12 protein-coding genes are annotated in these 15,485 nt (G+C 68.2%); 10 read left to right on the forward strand and 2 right to left on the reverse strand.

What is annotated here, in order from left to right:
- Positions 1 to 33 precede the first annotated feature (33 nt).
- The 6 genes from ACXAHD_RS20290 to ACXAHD_RS20315 all read left to right on the forward strand — a co-directional run bounded on the left by ACXAHD_RS20290 (position 34) and on the right by ACXAHD_RS20315 (position 10,062).
- The gene (locus ACXAHD_RS20290; protein WP_281551218.1) at positions 34 to 363 is read left to right on the forward strand and encodes an acyl carrier protein; all 330 of its coding nucleotides are present in this window, start codon (positions 34 to 36) and stop codon (positions 361 to 363) included.
- A complete protein-coding gene (locus tag ACXAHD_RS20295) occupies positions 360 to 6,128 on the forward strand; it encodes a type I polyketide synthase (protein WP_475052497.1) in 5,769 nt (1,922 codons plus the stop codon). The genes ACXAHD_RS20290 and ACXAHD_RS20295 overlap by 4 nt, the downstream gene beginning before the upstream one ends.
- Before the next feature lie 63 nt (positions 6,129 to 6,191).
- The gene (locus ACXAHD_RS20300; RefSeq protein ID WP_475052499.1) at positions 6,192 to 7,799 is read left to right on the forward strand and encodes a long-chain-fatty-acid--CoA ligase; all 1,608 of its coding nucleotides are present in this window, start codon (positions 6,192 to 6,194) and stop codon (positions 7,797 to 7,799) included.
- 1 nt (position 7,800) lies between these two features.
- Positions 7,801 to 8,802 carry an LLM class flavin-dependent oxidoreductase gene (locus ACXAHD_RS20305; RefSeq protein ID WP_281551215.1) on the forward strand — a complete coding sequence of 334 codons (1,002 nt, stop codon included), beginning with the start codon at positions 7,801 to 7,803 and terminating at the stop codon, positions 8,800 to 8,802.
- A 19-nt stretch (positions 8,803 to 8,821) separates the two neighbouring features.
- Positions 8,822 to 9,610, forward strand: coding sequence for a thioesterase II family protein (locus tag ACXAHD_RS20310; protein WP_281551214.1), 789 nt, complete (start codon positions 8,822 to 8,824; stop codon positions 9,608 to 9,610).
- An 8-nt stretch (positions 9,611 to 9,618) separates the two neighbouring features.
- Positions 9,619 to 10,062 (forward strand): PaaI family thioesterase, encoded by a 444-nt coding sequence (locus tag ACXAHD_RS20315; protein ID WP_289213472.1) that lies wholly within the window; start codon positions 9,619 to 9,621, stop codon positions 10,060 to 10,062.
- A gap of 89 nt (positions 10,063 to 10,151) precedes the next feature.
- Here the strand turns inward: ACXAHD_RS20315 and ACXAHD_RS20320 are convergent, their stop codons facing one another.
- Together ACXAHD_RS20320 and ACXAHD_RS20325 are read right to left on the reverse strand one after the other, a co-directional pair.
- Positions 10,152 to 11,567, reverse strand: a complete 1,416-nt coding sequence (locus ACXAHD_RS20320) for an MFS transporter (protein ID WP_281551212.1) — start codon at positions 11,565 to 11,567, stop codon at positions 10,152 to 10,154.
- A 319-nt stretch (positions 11,568 to 11,886) separates the two neighbouring features.
- Positions 11,887 to 12,252, reverse strand: coding sequence for a nuclear transport factor 2 family protein (locus ACXAHD_RS20325; RefSeq protein WP_281551211.1), 366 nt, complete (start codon positions 12,250 to 12,252; stop codon positions 11,887 to 11,889).
- Between the two features lie 232 nt (positions 12,253 to 12,484).
- On the opposite strand from ACXAHD_RS20325, the gene fabI reads away from it, so the two are divergent.
- From fabI to ACXAHD_RS20345, 4 genes are all read left to right on the forward strand, one after another.
- Positions 12,485 to 13,309 (forward strand): enoyl-ACP reductase FabI, encoded by an 825-nt coding sequence (gene fabI / locus ACXAHD_RS20330; protein ID WP_475052506.1) that lies wholly within the window; start codon positions 12,485 to 12,487, stop codon positions 13,307 to 13,309.
- Positions 13,310 to 13,347: 38 nt separating this feature from the next.
- On the forward strand, positions 13,348 to 13,809 hold the full coding sequence (locus ACXAHD_RS20335) for a MaoC/PaaZ C-terminal domain-containing protein (RefSeq protein WP_281551209.1): 462 nt from the start codon (positions 13,348 to 13,350) through the stop codon (positions 13,807 to 13,809).
- A gap of 41 nt (positions 13,810 to 13,850) precedes the next feature.
- On the forward strand, positions 13,851 to 14,657 hold the full coding sequence (locus ACXAHD_RS20340; RefSeq protein ID WP_281555678.1) for a helix-turn-helix transcriptional regulator: 807 nt from the start codon (positions 13,851 to 13,853) through the stop codon (positions 14,655 to 14,657).
- 65 nt (positions 14,658 to 14,722) lie between these two features.
- A complete protein-coding gene (locus ACXAHD_RS20345) occupies positions 14,723 to 15,145 on the forward strand; it encodes a hypothetical protein (protein WP_475052504.1) in 423 nt (140 codons plus the stop codon).
- Positions 15,146 to 15,485 lie beyond the last annotated feature (340 nt).

Raw genomic sequence — 15,485 nt, forward strand, 5'->3', positions numbered from 1 at the left:
TGCGGGCGTCTACGACGAAGGTGTGGCCAGAGCATGCCCGACGAATTTTCACTGCACGCGCTCCCGCTCGCCGAGCGACGGGATGCGGTGGAGAGCTTCGTGCTCGATCAGTTCAAAGCGGCACTTCTGATGGAGAGCGATGACGATCTCCCGCTGGAGAGCGGATTCTTCGAACTCGGCTTGACGTCCCTGAGCCTGATCGAGCTGCGCCGGACACTTGAGCGGCGCCTGGGCCTGCAGATCGACACTCGGGTGCTGTTCAACCAGCCGACGATCGCGCAGCTGGCCGACTACCTGATGCGCGAACTCGACGCGCCCGAGCGCAGCGACGCCGAACGCCGGGACGCGGAGGTCGCCCGATGACCGACACCGTCGCCCCGTCCACCGCCGCCGTGCGGTCGGCTGACCTGGACGAGCCGATCGCCGTTGTCGGCGTCGGGTTGAGATTCCCAGGCGGCTGCGACTCGCTCGACGACTTCGACGCATTCCTGCGCGACGGGCGGTCCGGCATAGTGCCCCTGCCGGTCGGCCGGTGGGACGTGGCGGCCTTCACACCCGCCGCGCCGGGGGAGAAAGGCAAGATCCATACGACCGGCGGCGGGTTCCTCGAACGGATCGACCACTTCGACGCCGGGTTCTTCAACATATCGCCGAAGGAGGCCCAGTACATCGACCCGCAGCAACGAATGCTGCTCGAGACCGCCTGGCAGGCACTGGAGAACGCCAACATCGATCCGACACCGCTGCGCAGGGGGAACGGTGGAGTCTACGTCGGAGCGAGCTCGATCGACTATGCGTTGGAGATCAGCGAGATTCCCTACGCGGAACTCGACGGTCATCTCGCGTCGGGAATCACGATGTTTCCCCTGTCCGGCCGGCTGTCGTACTTCCTCGGCTGGCGGGGACCCAGCCTCAGCGTGGACACGGCCTGCTCGTCGTCACTGACCGCTCTGCATCTGGCGGCAAGCGGACTGCGTCGAGGCGAGTGCGACATAGCGCTCTGTGCCGGGGTGAACGCGTTGCACCACCCCCGGATCCCGGTGATCTTCTCCCACGGACAGATGCTCGCCCCGGACGGTCAGTGCAAAACCTTCGACGAGTCGGCCGACGGCTACGTGCGCGCCGAGGGTTGTGGCGTACTGGTCCTCAAACGGCTGTCGTCGGCCATCGCGGACGGCGACACCGTGCTGGCCGTCGTGCGGGGCACTGCGGTCGGTCAGGACGGTGACAGCGCTGGACTGACCGTGCCCAACGGCGCAGCGCAGGAACAGACCATCCGGACCGCTCTCGCCGCGGCCCGGCTGCGCCCGGCGGACATCCAGTACGTGGAAGCACACGGCACCGGCACCCCGCTCGGTGATCCCATCGAGATGGGTGCCATCAACGACGTGTTCGCCGAGTCGCGTACCCACCAGTCACCGGTCCTGGTGGGTTCGGTCAAGACCAACCTCGGCCACATGGAGCCGGCCTCCGGTATCGTCGGCCTGATCAAGGTTGTCCTCCAGATGCGGTCAGCGACGATCTACCCGCACCTGAACCTGCGGACCCCGTCAGGGCGGATTCCCTGGGACAGCTATCCGGTCCGGGTGCCGACCGAGTGCCAACCCTGGTCGGCACCGGTACGCCGGGCGGTGGTGAACAGTTTCGGATTCGCCGGAACCATCGCGGTCGCCGTACTGGAACAGGCACCCGCGCGGCCGGCGGCGCCGACGGCCACTGGGCCGAGCGCCGCCCGGCACGTGTTCACCATCTCTGCCAAGAACCACGCCGGGCTGACCGCGCTCGCCCAGCGCTACCAGCGGCTGCTCGCCGAACAGCCCGAAGTCGACCTGGCCCGGCTCTGCTACACCACCAACGTCGGGCGGACCCATTTCGGCCAACGCCTCGCGGGCGTTGCCGCCGACCGGGCCCAGCTCGACACGCTGCTGGCCGGCCTCGACGCCCAGCCGGACGCCCGGCCGAAGGCGCCGATCCGCAAGGTGGCGTTCATGTTCACCGGGCAGGGCGCCCAGTACGCCGGAATGGGGGCCGCCCTTTACCGCCGGTTCCCGGTCTTCCGCAACTGGGTCGACCAGTGCGACGAACTGTTCGCTGGGCACCTCGGTCGGTCAGTACGCGCGTTGCTCCTCGACGAGGCGTCGGACCCGGAAGCGATCGACCAGACCTGGCTCACGCAACCCGCGCTGTTCACGCTGGAATTGGCCCTGGCCAGGTTGTGGCTGTCCTGGGGGATCCGGCCGAGCGTGCTGATCGGGCACAGCATCGGCGAGGTCGTGGCGGCGGCGGTCGCCGGGCTGATCACGCTGCCGGACGCGGTGACCCTCGTCGCCGTCCGGGGCCGGCTGATGCAGTCGGTGAGCCGACCCGGCGGGATGGCCGCCGTGCACGCGGAAATCGAGGAGGTCGAGCCGCTGTTGGCGGCTCAGCCTGAACTCGCCCTGGCCGCGCACAACAGCCCGACCCAGTGCGTCGTCTCTGGAGCCGTCGGACCGCTGGAGGAGGTGATCCGGAGGCTGAGTGAGCGCGGCGTCCGGGTGGACCGGCTCGCGGTGTCACACGCGTTCCACTCGCCACTGATGGCGGAGATCTTCGACGAGTTCCGGGCCGCGCTCGACAGGATCACCTTCCAGGAACCCGACATCGCCATCGTGTCGAACGTGACCGGTGCACCGGCCCGCTTCGCGGAGATCGGAAACGTGGAGTACTGGGTCCGGCACGTCGCCGAACCGGTGCAGTTCCTGTCCGGAATCCGGTCCCTGGTCAAGCGGGGGCGACACGCGATCGTCGAGATCGGCCCGGCCGGGGTCCTCACCGCCCAGGCACGGCAGTGCGTCAACGCCGACGACCACGTCTGGGTAGCCAGCCTCAGCCGGCGCGACCGGACCGACGAAACGACCCTGCGCTGTCTGGCGGCGCTGTACAGCGCCGGGATCGCGGTGGACTGGCGTGGCCTGCACGACCGCCGAAAGCCCACGATGTCGCTTCCGACGTACCAGTTTCAGCGGCGGCGGCACTGGCTGCCCGCCCCGGGTCGGTCCGCCACCCGCTCCACCGGGTCGGTCGGCAGCGGGCATCACCCGCTGCTCGGCAGGGACACCGGTACGCCTGAGCGCCGTGAGTTCACCAGCGAGTTCTCGTCACTGGATCTGCCGTTGGCGGCAGATCACGTGGTCAACGGGGAAGCGACCGTGCCGGCTTCGGCGTACGTCGAGTTGCTGCTGGCGGTGCAGGAGGAGCTTTTCGGTCAGCACCGTGGGGTCGTACGAGATCTGGTCCTGCACGCGCCGCTGATCCTGACCGAGCAGCCGCGTACGGTGCACACCCGGTGCGTCACTGGTCCGGACGGCACGGTGGCGGTGGAGGTGCTGAGCGTCGTCGGCGACGCCCCGATAAAGCACCTCACCGCGTTGGTCGAGGACGCCGACACCGCCGTCGGGCCGGAGGAGGTACCGCAGCCGCAGGTCCCGGCCGTGGAAGCCGGCGCTGTCTGGCCCCCGCAGTCCCGTGACGGTGACAGCGCCTACCTGGACCTGGCCTCGGTCGGCCGCGTCTACGGTCCGCTGCTGCGGCGGCTGGAAGAGGTGCTCCGCGATGGTGCCTCGATCGCCGGTCGACTCACCAACCGGCGCGTGAGCCCTGGTGAGTTCTTCCCGATCGACGTGCTCGAGGCCGCGTTGCAGGGGATAGCGGCCGTGCACGACGCCGGTCCGGCCGCCGGCCCCCTCATGATCGGAACGACGCAGGTGCTACGTCGGCCGCGAGCCGGTCAGATCCGCTTCCAGGCACGGCTGCGCGTTCCTGTGGACGCCACCGATCTCGGCTCGGTCGACCTGTGGCTGTTCGACGGGGACCGGCTCGCCGCCCGGCTGCACGGCATTCGGTGGGGGTTCCGCGACGCCACCCGGCAACGGTTCTTCACCCATCGGCTCAGTTGGCTGCGGGCGCAGCCGGATCGGCAGGTGACCGAGGCCACCCGGCGGGTGCTCGTCATGAATGCCGAGCCGGCGCTGGCGGAAGCCCTCCGCGAGGCCGGGACGCGCGAGGGCGTGGGGGTGCTGGTGATACCGGAGGCCGATGGCGCCCCGGCGGCTCTGGCCGAATCCGGCGTCACCGATGTGGCCTGGTTCTGGCGCGGCGGCGGTACGGAATTCTCAATGTCCGAACTGCACCGGCAGTCCGAAAACCACTACCGTGAACTGCTACGAGTGATCGCGGCTCTGGACGCCGCACCCGTCGAGCGGCGACCCCGGCTGTGGCTGGTAACCAGGGGGGCACAAATGCTCCCCGGCGACGAGCCGGCGGCGGTGGGGCTCTGCGCCGCTTCCTTGTGGGGATTCGGCCCGGTCCTACTTACCGAGTATCCGCAGTACCGCGCGACGCTGGTCGATCTCGCGCCTGCCGCCGGGTCGGGGATACCTGCCGACCTCGCCGATCCCGCCGACCTGGCTGCGTTGGTCCGCGAGTGGAGTACCCCCCGGCCGGACGATTTCCAGGTCGCGTTCCGTAACGGCCGACGATTCGTACGCCGGCTGCTGCCGGGCGAGAACACGCCGCCCTGGCCCGGTGGCTTCGTCGTGTCCGGGCCGGACGCGCCGGCCGGTGCCGCGGCGCGGTACCGGATCACGCCGGCTCCGACCGTCGTGCCCGGTCCGGGACAGATCGAGGTGCTGGTCGATGTCGTCGTGCCAATCGGTCCGGAGCTGACCCGCAGCGTCTGCGCGGGTACGGTGTCGCATGCTCCAGCCGACCGCGAGTTTCGCGTAGGAGACGTCGTCGTGGTCAGCTACGAAGGCGAGCCGGCGAGCCGGATAAATGTGTCGGACGCCATCCTGGTACGGCCGGGCGCGGACGCGGTTGAGATCGCGGCCGGGCGAGCCGCCGTCTCAGCTGGCCAGGACCGCCTCGCCGAGGGCGGGCTCATCCGGTACGGGCCAGACGAAGTGGATGAGGTGGCGAGACTGCTCCGGGACGGTGCCGCGCCGGGCAGTGTGGCCCTGGCCCTGACCGACGTCGGCGCGGACGCGTCCGCCACCCCGGGACGGCTCCGCCGTCTCCGGGCGGACCGGACGTACGTGATCACTGGTGGCCTGGGCGGGCTCGGTCTGGTGACTGGGCGACGGTTGGTCGAGGGCGGTGCCCGTCAACTCGTCCTGGTGAGCCGCAGCGGGCGAGCGACTCCGGAGGCGGAGTCGATCCTCGCCGAGTTGCGGGCACAGGCCGAGGTGACCGTGCTCGCGGCCGACATCAGCCAGCCGGCAGACGTGGCCGACCTGGCCGAGCGGCTGCGTGGCATGCCGCACCCGGTCGGCGGATTCGTGCACGCGGCGGGTGCGGTCGGCAAGGAACTCATCGCGAAGCTCGACTGGCCGGCGATCGAGGAGCAGTTCGGTCCCAAGGTGTTTGGCGGATGGCTGTTGCACGAGCTCAGCCTCAGCTGCCCGGAGCACGAGTTCTTCGTGATCTACTCCTCGATCGCGGCCGTCATCGGCGGCGCGACCCAGGCTCACTACGCCGGGGCGAGCGCCTTCCTGGACGCGTTGGCCACCTGGCGGAGAGCCCTTGGGCTGCCTGGTCTCAGCTTGAGCTGGGGTGCCTGGGGCGAGGTCGGCATGTCGGCCCGGCTCGACGCACAGTTGAGCCAGGAGGTCGACCGCAGCGGCGTCCGGTTCTTCTCCCCTGCGCGGGCACTGGACACCCTCACTCACCTGTGGGACCGACCGGTCGCGCATCGGGTGGTCGGCGAGTACGACTGGGACCGGATCGCGAGTGCACTGCCACTGGACAACGCCCTGTACTCGCGTGTCTCCGACGGCCGGCCGTCCGGCCCTGCCGGCAGCGATCTGCTCGAGCGGTTGCTGAGCCCGGAGGTCGACCGGAGCGCCGCCATCGGCGACTTGGTCCGAGCGAAGGTGGCGCAGGTATTGCACCTCGATGACCCGAGTGAACTTGACCCTGCCGCCGAGTTCGTTTCACTCGGACTCGACTCACTGATGACAGTCGAGATTAAGAGTGGCCTGGAATCGGCGCTGCGGATCCCGCTGCCCGCGTCGTTGACCTTCGACCACCCGTCGGTACAGGAGCTGGTTGATTTCCTGGACCGGCGGTTCGCCGCCGAGTACCTCGGCTGACCGCCGGGCCGATACCCCTACCTGGTCCCGCGGATCGGTCCCGCTGCCATTCTGGAGGATTGTGTGGAAGACCTGCCTGAACAGTGGACATTGCCGGTCACGTCCGCGGCGCATGCGCGTGACCGCGGCGATCACGTGGCGATCCGCTGTGCGGATCGGGCACTGACGTACGCGCAGCTGCACCGGGACAGCAACCGGACTGCGCACCGGCTGCGCCAGGCCGGTGTCCGTGCGGGGACCCGCATCGCCTATCTCGGCAAAGAGTCGGAACACTACTACTCGACGGTGCTTGCCGGCGCCAAGATCGGCGCAGTGCTGGTCCCGGTCAACTGGCGGCTCACCGCAGGCGAGGTCGACCACATCCTGCGGGACTCCACAGCTGAACTGCTCTTCGTGGAGCGTGAGTTCCGGCCGGTGGTCGACCGGGTGCGTCCGGATCTTCCGACGCTTCGCGAGGTGGTGGAGCTCGACGCCGAGGACCCTGACGACCCGGGTGCGGGACTGCGGTGTTGGCTGGCCGACGCGTCGGACGCTGACGTACATCACCATTGCGGTCCGCACGACCCGGTCGTACAGATCTACACCAGCGGGACGACCGGCAAGCCGAAGGGGGTCGTCCTGGCCCATCGCAGCTTCTTCACACTGCCTGCTGCGATGCGTGCCGCAGGGGTCGACTGGATCGACTGGCGGGCCGACGACGTCAGCCTCATCTCATTGCCCGGTCTGGGCATCGCCGGGATCGGTTGGTTCATGCACGGCTTCAACGCCGGCGCCACCAACGTGGTGATGCGGATGTACCTTCCGCAGGAAGCGGTCCGACTCATCCAGCAGTACAAGGTGTCCATTACGTTCGTCGCTCCCGCCATGCTCGCGATGATGCTCGCCGAACACGGTGTCGGCCCGCACACGTTCGCGTCGATGCGGAAAGTGGCCTACGGCGCCGCGCCGATCTCAGCCGGACTGCTCCGCCAGTGCCTGGAGACGTTCCGCTGCGAGTTCGCGCAGATCTACGCCAGCACCGAGACCGGGACGGTGGCGGTCTGCCTGCCGCCAGAGGCACACGTACCGGGCAGCCGACTGCTGGGCGCGGCAGGTCGGGCCTGCCCGGGCACCGAGATCAAGGTGGTGGACCGGGAAGGCCGTGAAGTCCCACCGGGCAAGACGGGCCAGGTGTGCATCCGTACCCCAGCCCGAATGCTGGGCTACTGGAATCTGCCCGACGCCACGGCACAGACGCTCGTTGGTGACTGGCTGTACATGGGTGACGCCGGCCGGCTCGACGAAGACGGCCACCTCTTCCTCGGCGATCGGATCAACGACACCATCATCGTGGCCGGGCAGAACGTGTACCCGGCAGAGGTCGAGAAGGAGCTCGCCGACCATCCCGCAGTCGCCGACGTCGCCGTGGTGGGGATGCCGCACCCCCGCTGGGGCGATGCGGTCCACGCCTGTGTGGTGCTGCGCCCCCAGCGCCAGGCGACCCGTCGCGAGCTGCTGATGTTCCTCCGCGGTCGGGTAGCCGATTACAAGATCCCGGTCGAATACCACATTGTCGAGGATCTGCCGCGCAATCCGTCGGGAAAGATTCTCCGCCGACTGGTCCGGGAACGCCTTGCCGCCGGGGCCGCTGCCGACCTCGCAGTCGCTTCGTCAGCATCGGAAGGAGACTGAGGTGTCCGTCATCGACCAGCCCTTTCGGATCGGGGTTCTGCTGCCGACCCGGGAACAGGCGATAACCGACAACATCGACATGGCGCAGATCCTTGACTTCGCGCGGCGAGCCGAGCTGCTGGGCTTCGACTCGTTGTGGACCGGAGACTCGCTGGTGGCGCGGCCGCGGTTGGACCCGCTGGTGGTGCTCGCCGCCTGCGCCGCCGTGACCAGCCAGGTTACTCTCGGTACGGCCGCTATGACGCCGGCATTGCGGCATCCGCTGATCGGCGCCAACATGATCGCCAGCCTTGATCATGCCTGTGCCGGCCGGCTGGCTCTCGGCCTCGGCTCGGGATTTCCGATCCCTGAGACGGAGGAGGAGTTCGGCATCGTCGGCGCTGTCTTCCCCGGCCGCGCCAGCCGGCTCGACGAGATCGCCGACCTGTGGCGGGCGGCCTGGGGCGCCAGCCGCAGTGACGGTCAGGTCGACTTCACCGGACGGTACTGGCAGGCGAGCGGCCTGCACCGGCTGCCCACGCCCTACCGGACCGGAGGACCGCCGCTCTGGCTGGCCAGCAGCGACACCCCCCGGGTGCTGCGGCGGGTCGCCGAACGGTACGACGGGTGGCTGCCCTTCCTACCCACGGCGTCTGCGTACGACACGGCCTGGCAGACGGTGCTGGCGCACTGCCGGGAGCTGGGCCGACCGCAGGGCGCGGTGACCCCAGGCCTGTACGCCACGGTGACCATCGGTGACAGCAAGGCCGAGGCCGAGGCTGAGTTGGCGGACTACCTGCACCGGTACTACGGCCGGTCGTTGGAGACGATGGCCAGGATTCAGGCGTACGGCTGGGGCAGGGCCGAGGAGTGCGCCGACTGGCTGCTGGGATACCTGCGTTCCGGCACCCGGCACGTGGTGATCCGGATCGGGTCGCTGGATCCCAGCCGGCAGCTGGACCAACTGGGCGCGGTGGTCCTGCCGGCGCTGCGAGAAGCAGCCGTCCCGTTGGCTACTACCTGATCCGGACCGGAGGTCGATCATGACTGACTATGTCGGGCAGACGTCGGAGGCTGGGCAGTGGCTGCATCCGCAGGAGCCGTCCGCCGACGCCAGAATCCGCCTGTTCCTCTTTCCACATGCCGGCAGCGGAGCGATCATCTATCGAGACTGGCCGGAGTTGCTGCCGTCGGACATCGCGGTTCAGGCGGTTACTCTGCCTGGCCGGCACAACCGGCGTGAGGAGGAGGCGTACGACCGGTGGGAGCCGCTGATGGACGCCCTGTACGAGGCGGTCGTCAGCGAACTCGACCATCGTCCGTACGCCTTCTTCGGACACTGCATGGGGTCACAGTTGGCGTACCAGTTGACTCAGCGGATCGAGGCCGAGGGCGACCCTGGACCGATCGTGCTCGGAATGTCCGGCTGGGCGCCGCAGGGCTTCTTCCAGCCGACGGACGAACAGAGCCGGATGTCGGAGTCGGAGATGGTCAAGTGGATCAAGAAGCTTGGCTCCTTCCCAGCGGAAATCTATGACAATCCGGAGATGCTGGCGCTGGTGGTTCCGGCGTTGCGTGCCGATCTGGCGATCTGCGCGCAGTACGTCGACGAGCCGGCAGTGGTCGGTTGTCCGGTGGTCTCGTACGGTGGGGCGTCGGATCCGCTCATGCAGCGGCGGGACGCCATGCAGTCGTGGCGCGACCGTACTCCCCGGTACCTCGGCAACAGTGAGTTCCCTGGCGGCCATTTCTACATCGACGCCCACGCACTGACCGTCACTACCGACTTCGCGCGTCACCTCTACCGGCTCGAATCGTCGAGGGTCCGTTGACACCGTCCGTGGACGGCCGTGACGAGGCCACCGCAGCGGCCGTCACCAGCCGGACCCTGCCGGACATCATGCCGATGTCGGCGACCCTCGATATCCGGTTTGGACAGCTGAACCAGGACTGGGTAGTCGGCGAGATGGACTGGCAGGCGCGGCTCTGCACGGCCGGCGGCGTGCTGCACGGGGGCGCCCTGGTCACCTTGGCGGATTCGGTGGCGGGTGTGTGCGCTTATCTGAACATTCCCGCTGGCGCGGTTACCTCGACCATCGAGCTGAAGGTGAACTTCTTCGCCCCGGTCCGGCAGGGTACGGTGCGAGCGGTTGCGAGGCCGTTGAGCGTCGGTCGTAGTGTCGTCGTGGTTCAGACGGATCTGCAGCTTGTGCAGGCCGGGCTGGCAGACGGTGAGCATCCTGCGGTGGGGATCGTCGTTCAGTCCCAGATCGTGCTCGGCTGACGCGCTCACGCCGTTCGACACAGACGGTAGCTCCACCGGGGTGTCCGCGAACCGTCCACGGTTTGCGGACACCCCGATTGCGTGCGGGGTCAGTTCCTGCGGTAGCCGGCCTGTTCCACCTGCACTGGTAGGTCGACCGACGTCCCGGTGGTGCGGTCGCCGAGCCGCAGGACCGCGACGATCATGACGACCACGCAACCGGCGATGACGGTGAACAACCAACCGGCGCCGGCGTTGGTAAGGATCGGTAGTAGAACGAAGGGCAGCAGAGCGGCGCTGAGCCGCGACAGCGAGTAGGCCGCGCCGGCCGCAGTCGTTCGGAACGCGGTGGGGTACTGTTCGGACAGATAGACGTGCGACGCGGTGGAGAACACGTTGCTCAGCAACGTGTAGCTGAAGCCGAAGGCGACGATGGCGACGGCGTTGCCGGCCAGGCCGAAGCCGATGCCGCTCGCCGCCATCAGCGTGGCCGACACACAAATCAGCGTCCGTCGCTCGACGCGGTCGAGAATGGGCACGGACAGTAGGGAACCGATCGGATAGCCGAGGAAGGACATCGCGGTGTAGCCGAGCCCGGCGACGATGTCGAATCCCTTGACCGCGAGCACCTGTGGTGCCAACGTGCCGAATCCGTAGTATGCCGTCACCGAAAGCAGGCAGAACGTCCAGAGCATGACGGTGCGGCGCCAGTACAGCGGCCCGAATAGCTCGCGGTAGCCGGGGCGGGGGCGGGGGCGGGGGCGGGGGCGTCCGAGCATGCTCGGTGTCGTGCCGGCCGGTGGCTGCTGGATTCCGGCCTGCCGTTCGAGCCCGCTGACGATTGCCTCGGCTTCGGCGGTCCGGCCCTGTTCGGCCAGCCAGCGTGGGGATTCGACCAGCCTGCGCCGCAGGATCCAGATGAGCGCGGTGCCGAGCGCGCCGATGATGAACACCCAACGCCAGCCAGCGAGTCCCAGGATCGTCCGCGGTGCGAGCCAGAGCGCGGTGAACCCGACGGCAGGAACGCCGCAGAAGGCGATGCAGTAGGCCCAGCCGATGAAGCGTCCGCGGCGGCGGGCGGGCAGTACCTCCGCCAGGTAACAGTCTGCCAGTGTCTGCTCTGCGCCGATCCCCACACCGGCGATGAAACGGGTAACGATCAGCCAGGCGACGTTCGGCGAGAATGCACCGAGCAGGGTGAAGACGCTGTAGACGGCGAGGTTGAGCATGAACGCCCGACGGCGTCCAATGATGTCGGACAATCGGCCGAGCAGTATCGATCCGAAGAACTGGCCGATGAATCCGGACGCCAGAAAGAGCTTGAGGGCGTTGCCGTCGACACCGAACTCGACCTGTAGGACCTTGGACACCGTGCCCGACAGGTTGCTGTCGAAGTAGTCGAAGAACAGCCCGAGACCGATCAGCAGGGTGAGCGTACGGTGCGCGCCGGTGATCGGCATCCGGTCGAGCCGGGTGCCGATCGACGAACTGTACGCCGGCTCGGACATGGTGGTGGAGTGCGTCAAGGGGAGCTCCAGCCGTCAGGCCGCCCGCTCACCGGTGGGCCGGCACGAAGCCAGTCAGCCGAACCGTCACGTCGCCGGCAGCGGGCGGCAGGTTGCCGGCGGTGGCCAGGGTCGCCCGGCGCGACAGGAGGGGTCGCCGTGGTACGGGCGCGCTGCCCGGACGGCGAGCAGAACGGTTCGGCCGCCACCCCGCGACGGGTTGCGGCCTCAGGGCAGCGGCGATCTGGCCAAGGCCCATTGGTGTGAGCCTTGGCCAGATCGCCGCCGGACAAGGAGCCCGAAGGCCGGATGGCCAGGCCATCCGTGGGGAAGGGGCCGGTCAGCCGGGAAGTTTGTCCAGGAACCCGTAGATCGTTGCGAGCCGGCCGTCCGAACCGACCTTGATCACGTCGAACCCGATCGCCAAGGGCTCGTCCGCTCCCGCCGGCGCTAGCCCCCAGGTGAAGCGGGCCAGGTCGTGGTGGGCGTCGACGGCGCCGGCGAGCGTGAACACCATCCCGGGGAACTGCTGTTGCACCGCGCCGATGAGTGCGTTGAACGCCTCGTGTCCGCTTACGTCCGCCATCGGGTCGGTGAAGACGATGCTCTCCTGGCAGAGATCGCGAATCTGCTGCGTGCGCGCCTGTGCGTCCGGCTCGTTCCAGATCTCGAGGTACCGTTCGACGATCTTGGTGACTTCACTCATGAAACGCCTAGCTCCGTTTCGGTAGAGGCAGCCAAGCTGCTGGGGTCGACAGTCGATGAAAATATGGCACGCTGCGGTCGGCCCGTCGATTACCTGGTGGGTAATGAGGGCTGAGATGGCCGGATCAGTGCTCTGTCAATGTCTCGTCAGCTGGCTGTCGGACAATGAAGACGACAGGAAAGCGGAAAGGCCGCGACGCCGGCCTTCACCCTCGACGACGATGGGAGATACGATGCTATTGGCTGGCAGGAAGATCCTGGTCACCGGCGTGCTCACCGACCGATCGATAGCATTCGCCGCCGCCCGACTGGCGCAGGAGCAGGGCGCGGAAATCGTCCTCACGGGATTCGGGCGAGGGCTGTCGATTACCATGGTCGTGGCAGAGAGACTGCCACGACCATGTCCGGTGCTGGAGCTCGACCTCACTGATCCCGATCACCTGGTGGCTGCGGCAGCCGATTTGCAGTCACGATGGGGACGGTTGGACGGCCTCCTGCACGCCGCCGCTTTCGCGCCGCCGTCGGCGTTGGACGGCAACTTCCTGCACACGCCGTGGCCTGACGTGGCGCGGGCGATCGAGGTCTCCACCTACTCCTTCGCGGCGATCGTTCGAGCGTGCGCTCCGTTGTTGGCGAAGGCCGGTGGCGGATCGGTCGTCGGTCTCGACTTCGACGCCCGCCAGGCCTGGCCCGGCTACGACTGGATGGGGGTGGCGAAGGCCGGCCTGGAGAGCTGCTGTCGGTATCTGGCCCACGCGCTGGGGCCGCAGGGCACCCGGGTGAACCTGGTGGCCTCCGGCCCGCTGCGGACCGTCGCGGCCACGGCGATCGCCTCGTTCGGGACGCTGCAGACGGCCTGGGACCGGTCGCCGTTGCCCTGGGACGTGAATGACGCCCTGCCGGTCGGCCGGGTGATCTGCGCACTCTGGTCGGACTGGCTGCCTGCGGTGACCGGCGAGGTGATCCACGCCGACGGCGGGGTGCATGCGATGGGCGCGGCTTCGGTACCGACGGCCGCCGCCACCAGCGGGAGGCGCGACGCCGCCGAGGTGCGCTGATGCATCGGCTGGCCTGTCCTGCCAATCTGCCTGCACTGGTGGGAGCCGACCTCGGCACCAGCGACTGGAAGCGGATCGACCAAGAGCTGATCGACGACTTCGCGCGCATCACTGGTGACCGGCAGTGGATCCACGTCGACCCGGGCCGGGCCGGGGCCGGGCCATTCGGCCGCCCGGTGGCGCACGGTTTTCTGGTGGTGGCACTCATTCCTGCGATGATCGACGAGGTGATCACCGTGGACGGGGTGGACCATGTCCTGAACAAGGGCGTGGACGGGATTCGGCTCGGCGCCGCAGTGGGCGTCGGGGCGTGCCTGCGTGCCCAGATCGAGTTGCGGTCGGCGCGGGCACGCCCGCGGGGGTACTGGGAGTCGGTCTTCGGCGTACAGCTGGAGACCAGGGACGGCGCGACCCCGACGGTCGTGCTGCGGACCAGCGTCACCTACCTGTACGGTGCTGGCGACCGCCAGCCTGTTCGAAAGACCTTACCTGCTAGGTAATCGACGCGATGTAGTCGGTGGTGCACAATGAGCTGATGTCCATCACCATGACCAGGTCGGCTGCTGGTGAGCTGTTGCGGGACTGGCGGCGGCGCCGGCGGCTCAGCCAGCTCGAACTCGCCATCAGGGCAAACATCTCCACCCGCCATCTCAGCTTCCTGGAGACCGGCAGGTCGGCCCCAAGTCGGGAGATGGTGCTCCAACTCGCAGACCAGCTCGACCTGTCGTTGCGCGAGCGCAACCGACTGCTGATGGCGGCCGGCTACGCGCCGGTGTACTCGGAGACGCCGTTGGACGAGCCGTCGATGTCGCTGATCCGGGCTGCGGTCCGCCAGGTACTGACCGGCCACGAGCCCTATCCAGCGGTCGTCGTGGACCGGGGTTGGAATCTCGTTGAAGCGAACACCAGCCTCGGCGTGCTGACCGATCTCGTTTCGCCGTCACTGCTCGCCCCACCGGCGAACGTTCTGCGGGCAAGCCTGCACCCGGAAGGGCTGGCACCACACATCGTCAACCTTGGGGAGTGGCGGGCCCACCTGCTCCACCGGTTGCGTCGGCAGGTGGAGGCCAGTGGCGACCCGGTGCTGGCCGAGCTGCAGGAGGAGCTGTCCGGCTACCCGGGCGACGATTCCGGCGACGTGGAGCTGACCCTGGTCGACAGCATCGTCGTCCCGCTACGGGTCCGGCGGGGCGGGGGCGTGCTGAGTATGTTCACGACAGTCGCGACGTTCGGCACTCCACTGGACATAACGGTCGCGGAACTGTCGATCGAATCGTTCTACCCGGCTGACGAGGCCACCGCGCGCGAGTTGCGAGGCCTACCCGGTTTCGCGCTATCGACCGGCTGATATTCGGTATTTGCTTATCTCATAGGTAATCGACAGCGCGACCAATGGGCTGGCAAGGTCGTCCCATGACTACTCCTGCCGCCGCGGCACGCGGCTCCGTTGCAGACGGCACATCCGACAAGTTCCTCCGACTCGCGTTGAAGCTGGATGCCGTGGTTACCAGTCTGAATGGACTGGCGTACCTCGTGGCGGCCAGCATGCTCAGTGATCTTTTCGACCTGTCCACCGGATTCCTGCGGGGAATCGGGGTCTTCCTGCTGGTATTCGGTGTCGGCGTGTGGATCGTCGGGACCCGTTCGGTGATCAGCGCCAGCGCCGCAGGTATGGTGGTGGTCGTCAATGTGATTTGGGTGTTGGCAAGTCTGGTGGTGGCGGCTGCCGGGCTCGGTGATCCCTCCACCATCGCCCGCGTCTGGATCGTCATGCAGGCAGCGGTCGTCGGCCTGTTTGCCGTTCTGCAGATTATCGGGCTGCGCAAGCAGTCCTGACCGGGCTCGGTCGGGCGGGGACCCACTGGTGACCCGCGCACGGTTGGCCCGGGCCAGCGTTGCGGTCGGTCCGGGCAACCGGGCCGGCCGCGTCGGATCCGGCACCTGAGGTACGAGGTCTGCGGTCCCGACGTCAACCCCTATCCACCGGCGCGATCGCGGCCCGGGGCGTCACCCGCCCGGTCGACGGGACAGGGCGTCCCGATGAGCGCTGCTGCCGGCTCGACCTGCGCGACGTTCCCGCTGCTCCTAGACGAGTAGTTCCGAAGTCAGGGGTCGATGTCCGGGCATGAGGAGAGGGCATCCAAGATCATGTTGTGACGCAAGACCTGGACACCCT

Source organism: Micromonospora sp. ABR4_055, from assembly GCF_056160425.1.